Origin of the sequence: Allotamlana fucoidanivorans, assembly GCF_006265225.1 — a bacterium.
GTDB lineage: Bacteria > Bacteroidota > Bacteroidia > Flavobacteriales > Flavobacteriaceae > Allotamlana > Allotamlana fucoidanivorans.
In genome coordinates this window covers 1-1,994 of record NZ_VDCS01000039.1, presented here as the reverse complement: position 1 = coordinate 1,994, position 1,994 = coordinate 1, and the positions used below count along the sequence as shown (strand labels likewise).

Annotated in this window: 3 protein-coding genes; all 3 read right to left on the bottom strand. The window is 30.0% G+C overall.

The genetic code is table 11. The features are described from left to right. Positions 1–136 precede the first annotated feature (136 nt). The 3 genes from FGF67_RS16735 to FGF67_RS16725 all read right to left on the bottom strand — a co-directional run bounded on the left by FGF67_RS16735 (position 137) and on the right by FGF67_RS16725 (position 1,862). The gene (locus FGF67_RS16735; protein WP_139698903.1) at positions 137–430 is read right to left on the bottom strand and encodes a hypothetical protein; all 294 of its coding nucleotides are present in this window, start codon (positions 428–430) and stop codon (positions 137–139) included. Further along, on the bottom strand, positions 427–942 hold the full coding sequence (locus FGF67_RS16730; protein WP_139698902.1) for a hypothetical protein: 516 nt from the start codon (positions 940–942) through the stop codon (positions 427–429). The genes FGF67_RS16735 and FGF67_RS16730 overlap by 4 nt, the downstream gene beginning before the upstream one ends. A gap of 152 nt (positions 943–1,094) precedes the next feature. Further along, positions 1,095–1,862 carry a hypothetical protein gene (locus tag FGF67_RS16725; protein WP_139698901.1) on the bottom strand — a complete coding sequence of 256 codons (768 nt, stop codon included), beginning with the start codon at positions 1,860–1,862 and terminating at the stop codon, positions 1,095–1,097. Between the last annotated feature and the right edge of the window lie 132 nt (positions 1,863–1,994).

Sequence of the window (1,994 nt, the reverse complement as noted above, 5' to 3'; positions counted from 1 at the left end):
ACTTAACTGAAAATTGTTGAATAATTTCTCCTGATACTCTTTTTTGCCTTGCATTATTAAACATAAGAATTATAATACAATTTATGAAATTTTATCTTATATTTATCACGTTGTGCAACAGGCACCATTGTTGGCGTTAGTTTTTTATTATTAAATATTCGAAAGATAAAGTATCAATTATCGCTTCTAATTTTTTATTTCCGTTTGTATATCTAACCGTTATTCTCTTATCCGAATCCATACAATATTCGGTTTCAGATTGGTCAAAGTCAAATTGCTCGTGTTGAGTAATTTCAAAAGCAATAGTTTCTATCTTTTCTTTAGATGACTTTTTTATATCCTCAAGATTTTTACAATAATTGGTGTTTTTTACTTCATTACAAGATGCAAAAATTAGAACAATAAAAAAGATTTTTAAAATGGTTTTCATTCGTCAAGATATGATGTTAAAGGTCTTAAATATTTAGTGAATCCAAGTGCCTTTATATATTCGTAAATTTCTTTCCGTGCGTTTTTACTAAATCCTTTTGCGGGATAAGAGTAATCATCTGAAATCTTTATCATTTTTAATTCTGTCGCAGGGATTTTTTCCGATGAGATTAAATAATTGCAATCCAAACAAATATCAATAGTTCCAACTATTTTTTCGTTCAGATAATAAATAACGGCAAAGTGAGGGTCAAAACAAGACATAGTCGTATTTCCATAGGCCTTTTCCGATGTCAAAATCTTTTCCAGTTTTCTTGTTTGTTCATCAGTCAGGTTTAATGTCTTATTTATTTTTTCTTTTTCCTTGTCAAGACACATTTCAATTAACAATCCGCCTTGTCCTTGATATTCATATGCAATAACCTTATCATATTCCAATTTTTCAAATGGATTAGTTTGTCCAATTGTCAAAAAAGGGATTAATAAAATGATGTAGATTGTAAAGTTCTTCATTTGGTTCAAATTAACGCCAACGGTTTTGTGTAAGCGTCAGTAACGGGAAAGTGCGCGAGTACTTTCAGCTGACGCACCTAATTTAGCAAAACGAGTTGAATTTCCGATTAAGAAATTCAGCCGTTATTGCGCTTACACGTTGTTGGGCACAGTTATTTATATTTTATTTCTCGGATTATTATTCTTTTCAGAATTCCGTTTTCAATTACCTTTTTTTCAGTCCAATTGTCAAATTCGTCCATTTTATACTCAAATTTCTGATTTGACAACAAAGAGTCTGTTTCATTATATTCTTTTAGTCCGATAAAATTCTTTCCGTCAAATTCGTATACTGCTTTTCGGTTTTGTCCTTTTCTGCGAAGATTGATTGATAAAATACTGTCAACTTTTTCGTTAGTATTGTAGTAAGTACTTACAGTTGAATTTCTAATTGTGTCATTGGTTTCTTTGTCAAGAAATATTTGTCTCATTATTGACTTCTCTTTGGTATCGTCATTTCTGTAATAATGAGTTTCTATTTGCTCAAACCTTTCAGTTTCATTATCCATAATTCCGCTTGATTGAAAAAGCAATGAGTTTTTATAGGAATAGTTTACTTTAAATGGCAGACTGTCTGTTGACATTTTCACAATTTCTTGCTTTAATCTGTCAGAATAGTCATAGACATACTCAATTTCCATCTGTCCATTGTCAAACAAAGTTTTTCGAGTTTGAAGTGCTAATTGGTCGTCATCTCTATATTTTTTTATTGCAATTAAAAGTGTGTCTCGAATTTCGTTTTTTAAGGAATCTTCTTGAATTCGAATCGTATATTCGATAATTTTTTCCGCACTTTTAGTCAATCCATTGTCCCAAATTTTCTTTTGTTTACTGCAACCAATTATGGATAAAGAAAGAAATAAAATCAGTAGTCTGTTCATTTGGTTTTAATGTCTAGTCCTGAAATATGGCTACAGGTTAAAAATTGATTTACGCTGTTTTTAAATATACCATATTTGGTGTTTTATAGTCTAAAGATACATGTAATCTAATTTGGTTGTATAGATTGATTG